This window comes from Aestuariivirga sp. (assembly GCF_037139295.1).
In the GTDB taxonomy this organism is placed as follows: Bacteria; Pseudomonadota; Alphaproteobacteria; order Rhizobiales; family Aestuariivirgaceae; genus Aestuariivirga.
Map to the genome: position 1 here is coordinate 1 of NZ_JBAXGR010000147.1, position 6,399 is coordinate 6,399.

Consider the following 6,399-nt stretch of genomic DNA (forward strand, 5'->3'; position numbering starts at 1 on the left):
CCCAAAATTGCGCAAGTCTTCCACCTAACAGGCCGGTCATCCGGTGGATGTCGGTGAAGACGACGTTGATCCTGCGCATTGCAAAATACGAGCCCGGAGTTCCCATCCCGTGACCGGCCTGACGCTTTCCTCTTCTCGCGCGGGCTGGTTCAGCCTGATCTCATCCACGCTCACCGCGGTGGTGGTGGGCTTCGCATCGACCATCCTCGTCATCATGGAGGCTGCGCGGAATGTGGGGGCGACGCCCGGCCAGCAGGCATCCTGGGCAGCGGCACTGTGCTTCGGCATGGCGGCATCGTCCTTCATCCTCTCGTGGCGCTACCGCATGCCGATGATCACGGCATGGTCGACGCCGGGTGCGGTGCTGATCGCCACCTCCGGCACCGGCATCAGCTATCCCAACGCGCTCGGGGCCTTCGTGGTGGCGGGGCTGCTGATGGTGGTGGCGGGCCTCATCAAGCCCCTTGAAAAGGCCATCGAGAAGATCCCCGCGCCCATCGCGGCTGCGATGCTGGCGGGCGTGCTGCTGCGCTATACGCTGGGGGTTCCCGGCGCCGCCATGGCCATGCCGCTCGTGGTGCTGCCGCTGATCATCGTGTTCTTCGGCCTCAGGCTTTCCTATCCTCTCTATGCCGTGCCGGTGATCGTGGTCGCGGGCGTTGCCTTTGCGGGCTTCAGCGGCAGCTTCGCGGATGATTGCTGCAGCTTCGGCATCACGGCGCTGGAATGGACAACGCCCGCCTTCGACCTCCAGACCATCCTGTCGATCGGCGTGCCGCTGTTCCTCGTCACCATGGCGTCCCAGAACCTGCCCGGTTTCGCGGTGCTGCGGGCGAGCGGCTACCAGCCGCCGGTGCAGCCGGCGCTGCTGGTCACCGGGGCCACCTCCACCCTGCTGGCGCCCTTTGGCAGCCATGCGGTGAACATGGCGGCGATCACCGCCTCGATTGTGACGGGGCCCGATTGCCACCCGGACCCGGCGAAGCGCTGGCTGGTGGCGTGGCCGTACCTTGTGTTCTACGGCCTCATCGGGCTGATGGCCGCCAGCTTCGTGCATGTACTGGGCGCCTTGCCGAAAGAGCTCATCACGGCCATCGCGGGCCTTGCGCTCTTCTCACCGCTCATGGGGGGTGTCACCGCCATGATGAAGGAGCCGCGCGACATCGAGAGCGCGCTCGTGACGTTCCTTGTCACCGCGAGCGGCCTCGCCATTGGCGGGGTGGGTTCCGCCTTCTGGGGCCTGGTGGCGGGCCTGGCGCTTTTCGGGGCGCGGCATCTGATCCACCGGAACTGAGACTGCCGCATCGCGTTCCTCCCGGCGCAATGCCTGTTGAGGAGATGGAGCGATGGCCGACACGTCGAAGGAACTCGAGAAGAAATTCTGGATGTCGCTCAAGTCCGACATGACCATGATGCTGGGGCTGGTCGGTGTCGAGGAAAGCCACACCCGGCCGATGACGGCGCAGCTCAAGGGGTCCAAGGGGCCAATCTGGTTCTTCACCGCGCGCGACAACACGCTGGTGCAGAATTTGCGCGCCGACAGCCGCGCCATTGCCACCTTCGCCTCGAAGGATCATGACCTGTTCGCCAGCGTGCACGGCCGCCTCAGCCTCGACAATGACCCCGACACCATCGATGAGCTGTGGAACAGCTTCGTGGCTGCCTGGTATGACGGCGGAAAGGACGACCCGGAGCTGGCGCTACTGCGCTTCGACGGCGACCGCGCCGAGATCTGGGAGAATGAGGTTGATACTGCTCTTAGTCGTTTTGAAACGACAACAACGTTAGACGGTATTGAGAACGGAGCATCTGATAAGGGTCATGCACTACAAACTCGCACTTGGGAAGAGCTATCTCAATTAAAAGCGCTCTACATTGCCAAGCAATGCTTGACATGCATACCATAAAGGAGAGCCCTTCACTTCGTGAAGTGCTGCGACTTTCGTTTCGAGCCGTTCGCTGGCTCACGGTCTCAACTCAGTCGCATCTTCCCTTCAGATGGCGTAACGGAATATCCTTATATAGCTAGTTCCGTTACGCCCTATATCTCAACCTCGTCCAATGAGACAGGCGCTGTTCCCAGCTGAATGGAAAACCCAGCACGTGGATCGCTTTTCCTGCCTAATTTATTGCTCTGCCCTTGGTGCTGACCACATAAATACAATGACACGAGTGATGTGGATCCTGGCGGAGTTCAATCAATTCGAAGCCCTGGCACCAGCCAAACCTCGAAGCCGAAAGCCCCGCACGAAGCCGCCAATTCGTGTGGGGCTTTCTTTTCGAGGTAATACAATATGGCAATCCAATTTCTTAATGCACTTGCGGGCGCTGGCAAGACCCGCGCACTGTCGCGTTATGCGATGCAACTGGCGACAGCAGGGGAGCATGTGCTGTTCGTCCAGCCTACCAAGCAGCTGATTGATGCGACCATCCGCTGTGAATTCCGCGATGCATCAGGGTCGATCTCTGTCAAAGCGATCCACGGTGGTAATGCAAGACGGGTGGTGCAGGCGATCATCCAGCATTCCAAGGCAAGTAAACTGAGTAAAGGAGCGGTGCTGTTCATCACGCATGCCGCGTTCATGAGGTTGTCCTACCTTGAGAACCGCCACCAGTGGCACCTGATCTTCGATGAGGTGCCCACCATCGATGTGGCGGAACCCTTCAACATCGCGGAAACGCATCGGATGATTACTGATGCGCTGTGCTTCAGCCCGCATGATGCCGCCTATGGCATCCTTACGGCACGGGAGGGCGCGGACATCCCCTTGCGCAAGATCGCCCGGAACCCACGGGGTGACGACAACTGGGGACGGTTCAAGGGGCTTGCGGAAAGGGTGCAATCACCACACTGGGACGTGTTCGCGCTGCAATCCAATTTCTACGGTCTGCTCAGCGGAGATGGCAGCACCCGTCAGCTCGTGACCCACTCACTGCTCAAGCCCAGCCTATTCGCCGGGTTCAAGCAGGTCATACTCGCCTCAGCCCTGTTCACCGAAAGCACGTTGTTCAAGCTGTGGACCGCATATGGGGCGCAACTCAAGCCCGTGCCGGAAGCCATGCTGGAAGGCCTGCGCTACCGGCATCATGGAAACGGTGCGCTGATCACCATCCGCTACCTCCTCGACCGGGACTGGTCTAAGACGCTGCGCGACAAGCCGATCTGCCTCGACGGCGAGGACATCCCCAGATCGCTGCGAGACCGGCTTCCCGGTTTGATCGGTGCTGCCCATGGTGGTCAAACCTTTGCATGGATGGGCAACACCGACATCGCCGATGACTACTTCGGGCTGTTGGGGGCCATACGGCTACCCAACTCACCCCATGGTTTGAACGGCTTCCAGCACATGCATCACGTGGCGGTGCTGTCGGCGCTGAACGCCACACCCGCCCATTTCCGGTTCATGGAAACACGGGGCATCGCTGGGGACGAGCTACGGACGGCCAGCTACCGTTCCGCCGTCTACCAGGCCGCCATGCGAACATCCATCCGCAACCCTGCGGATGGCAACCCCAAGTCAATCACCGTCATGGACGCGACCACGGCCCTTTGGCTGTCGGAGCTGTTCCCCGGGTCCAGTGTGGAAACCCCGAGTAACTCAGGATTGGTGATCCCCGGCGTTACCGTCGGGCGGCCACGCAAACATGCATCGGGGGCTGACAAGGCCCGGGCTCATCGGTCAAGGAAGCGCAATAAGAAGTGGCTGGATAGGTTCTGCGCTGCCTCCGACCAATCCACACCCAGCTTTGGGACGGTCTACGCCTCGATCCATGACACAGAGCCCACGCTGCATCTCGATGGCACGAGCCTTGAAGCGTTCATCGACCTGCTCAAGGAAGCCCATGCCCGTGTGGTGCCATCCAAGCAGGATAACTTCCTGATCAGCCCAGCACATTTTGATCCGGATGCTCCCGATAGTGAAACGAGTCGTGGCCTCGCCAACGTCCGGCATGTCAACGGGCTGTGGCTCGACAATGATGGTGGCGACCTCAGCTATGCCGACTTCTCCAAGCTGTTTCCCCAGCTCCGGATGCTGGTGTGGAACACCCACTCGTCGACGAGAGAGGCTCCGCGCTGGCGGTGCTTCATACCCACGGACACTGTGATGTCGGTGGATGAGCACGCACGGCTGATCCAGCAGATCGTGATGGTCCTGCGGTATAATGGCTTTAGTTCCCACCATGAGACCGTCCAAATACCGACAGCCGCCGCGAGGCGTCATGGCTTTGATACGAGCAAGTTCACCGCCGCCTCCCTGTTCTACGCACCCTGCCAAGCGGTAACCCCACGGGATAGCTTCTTCATTGACTATCGTGAGCCCGTCCGCGCTCCGCTTGATGTTGGTCAATGGCTGGAGAACGACATCGCTACGTATGCAATGGAGGAAGAATATCAGGATGTCGGCGATTGCGATGGTGACGACGAAGACCCGCTGCCTGCGACAGGTAACACGGGGCCTCTCCTCACTGCGGCCCTCACCCGCTGGCGTAGTGCTGGACATGGCCAAGGACATGGAGCCTTCTTCCGCCTTGCCTGCGACCTCCGCCGTAGTGGCATAGGGCGACAAGTAGCGAGGCACCATCTCCTCTCTGAGGCTTGCAAGGCGAGATCACCACAGGAGCGGAGGACAGAAGTGCCAAACCTCCTCAAGCGCATCTGGAAGAAATGAATGTCGGCAGGAACCCGTTACGCTCAGATGCTGGAGCTAACGCCATCAGGTGGAAAAATCCCTGCCGTGTATAAATACACGCATGAGAAACCTCAATGCACTGGCGGAAGCAAACCTCCGCATCGACGCCGAGCTTCTTGCAAGCCTCAAGCAGCTTGGCGTCATAACCACGCAATATGAACTCAGCCGTCTCTGCGGTATGAACAGCAGCTATTATAGCTCCATGCGCACCAAGGGCTATGGCATGAAACTGGGAAGCTTGGTCTTCCTGTGGACCTGTCTCGCACAACGTGCACGCGAGGTCAGGGAACCCCGCGTCGGTGCGGTGCTGAGCCACGCCGCTGGATTGGTTCAGCAGGCGATGAACCAGAAATGCCAATTGCAAGAGCACCACCTGAGAGTTGTGGCAGGGCACTGAACATGCGAATCCATGAGATCACAGATCCATTCAAAGCCCAGTCCGATGCCGTCACGAAGCAGCAGACGGACTTGAAGGTCAGGAAAGCTCGGATCAGGGCGAACAAAGCGCAGGCCGCGCTCCGCAAAGCGCAGCAGACGTAGATCTCAGCGTTTCCGCTTCTGTTGGACGTTCAGCACGTTTGGTCTGCCATATTGGGCTTGCAGCAGTGCCCGCGCGAATTCCATGCTCTGCGCTCGGACGTCCACCCACACCCATTGCGTCGTGCCTTGCACGGTTAGCCGTATCTGTCCCTCATATTCCATTGTCATGCTCCCATCTTGGCTTGTGCCCTTCCTCGATATTTATGGGCGCTGCGCAAGCAACGGGGTCTTCGCAGCGGAGCTCGAGCCCTACGAAGCGCTGTGACGCTCCTGCAGCACCTGGGCGAGGACGGGTCGCTAGCAGAGTAGCGGACAGGGATGACACCTGCACAGCCACCGTCTAACTGCGTTTTTGAAGGCACTATTTGTAGTGCCGTCCCAGCTTCTGATACGAGATATAGCCTCACCCGCGAGATCCAATGCGAAACCAGCCACGGACCGTTGCAAGAGAGCCACGATCTTGTCGTGTTGACACGAATTCTATCCAATTCCGGTTGTCCACGCGGTCTGCTGGCAACACGCTCGGGTCAGCTCAACACAGGAGGTTGAAATGAGCGTATTGAAGCAACTGACATTCACCGCGGTGCCGCGTGCAACCGGGCTCAGCCCCGAGCAGAACAGGCGCAACAAGCTGATAGCACATCTGCGTGAGCAGCTGGCCATGGCACAGGCGGAAGCAGAGGGGCGGCTGCATGTGGTCAAGAAGCGCCGCTGGGAATACACCGAAGATGGGCAGAAGCACCTGATCGAGGTGGACAAGCGGCTCAAGCAGTGGTGGCGGACCCAGAACGACGGTGGGGTGTTCCTCACGGTGAGATACGGTTCGCGGCCCTTGGAGTTCGACAAGGGCAAGCAGGCCATCGCCCTGCGCAACCGGGAGGAGTTGGTCTCGCTCATCCCCAAGCTGATCGCGGCCACAGAGGTTGGCGAGTTCGATGCCATGATCTCGGCTGCGATGCGCAGCAAGCCCATCGTCAAGAAGCGGGCAGCCTAAGCAGACCAAGCTCGGCAAGGGGGTGCCGACTGACGCGGCACCCTTTTCTGCTAGGAAGTCAAAACAGGTTCGACGTCGTGTTATCCGCCATGTCGTTTTGAAACGACAATCACCTCTTGTCGATCTTAGTCGAGCGTTTCTTAAGATTTTTCAGTGCCTTGTCTTTGTCCACGA

General features: G+C 59.7%; 5 protein-coding genes. All 5 read left to right on the plus strand.

Annotated elements, in window-relative coordinates; translation table 11 throughout:
• Positions 1-109: 109 nt before the first annotated feature.
• The 5 genes from WCJ41_RS19580 (at position 110) to WCJ41_RS19600 (ending at position 6,225) form a co-directional block, all read left to right on the plus strand.
• On the plus strand, positions 110-1,294 hold the full coding sequence (locus WCJ41_RS19580) for a benzoate/H(+) symporter BenE family transporter (protein WP_336907521.1): 1,185 nt from the start codon (positions 110-112) through the stop codon (positions 1,292-1,294).
• A gap of 52 nt (positions 1,295-1,346) precedes the next feature.
• A complete protein-coding gene (locus WCJ41_RS19585; RefSeq protein ID WP_336907522.1) occupies positions 1,347-1,907 on the plus strand; it encodes a pyridoxamine 5'-phosphate oxidase family protein in 561 nt (186 codons plus the stop codon).
• Between the two features lie 387 nt (positions 1,908-2,294).
• A complete protein-coding gene (locus WCJ41_RS19590) occupies positions 2,295-4,670 on the plus strand; it encodes a DEAD/DEAH box helicase family protein (protein ID WP_336907523.1) in 2,376 nt (791 codons plus the stop codon).
• 82 nt (positions 4,671-4,752) lie between these two features.
• Positions 4,753-5,088 carry a hypothetical protein gene (locus tag WCJ41_RS19595; protein ID WP_336907524.1) on the plus strand — a complete coding sequence of 112 codons (336 nt, stop codon included), beginning with the start codon at positions 4,753-4,755 and terminating at the stop codon, positions 5,086-5,088.
• Positions 5,089-5,781: 693 nt separating this feature from the next.
• A complete protein-coding gene (locus WCJ41_RS19600; protein WP_336907525.1) occupies positions 5,782-6,225 on the plus strand; it encodes a DUF6641 family protein in 444 nt (147 codons plus the stop codon).
• Positions 6,226-6,399 lie beyond the last annotated feature (174 nt).

What these genes read in the sequence shown, in the direction of transcription:
- WCJ41_RS19585 (WP_336907522.1), top strand. Translation starts at nt 1,347, where the DNA reads ATGGCCGACACGTCGAAGGAACTCGAGAAGAAATTCTGGATGTCGCTC.
- WCJ41_RS19590 (WP_336907523.1), top strand. Translation starts at nt 2,295, where the DNA reads ATGGCAATCCAATTTCTTAATGCACTTGCGGGCGCTGGCAAGACCCGC.
- WCJ41_RS19595 (WP_336907524.1), top strand. Translation starts at nt 4,753, where the DNA reads ATGAGAAACCTCAATGCACTGGCGGAAGCAAACCTCCGCATCGACGCC.
- WCJ41_RS19600 (WP_336907525.1), top strand. Translation starts at nt 5,782, where the DNA reads ATGAGCGTATTGAAGCAACTGACATTCACCGCGGTGCCGCGTGCAACC.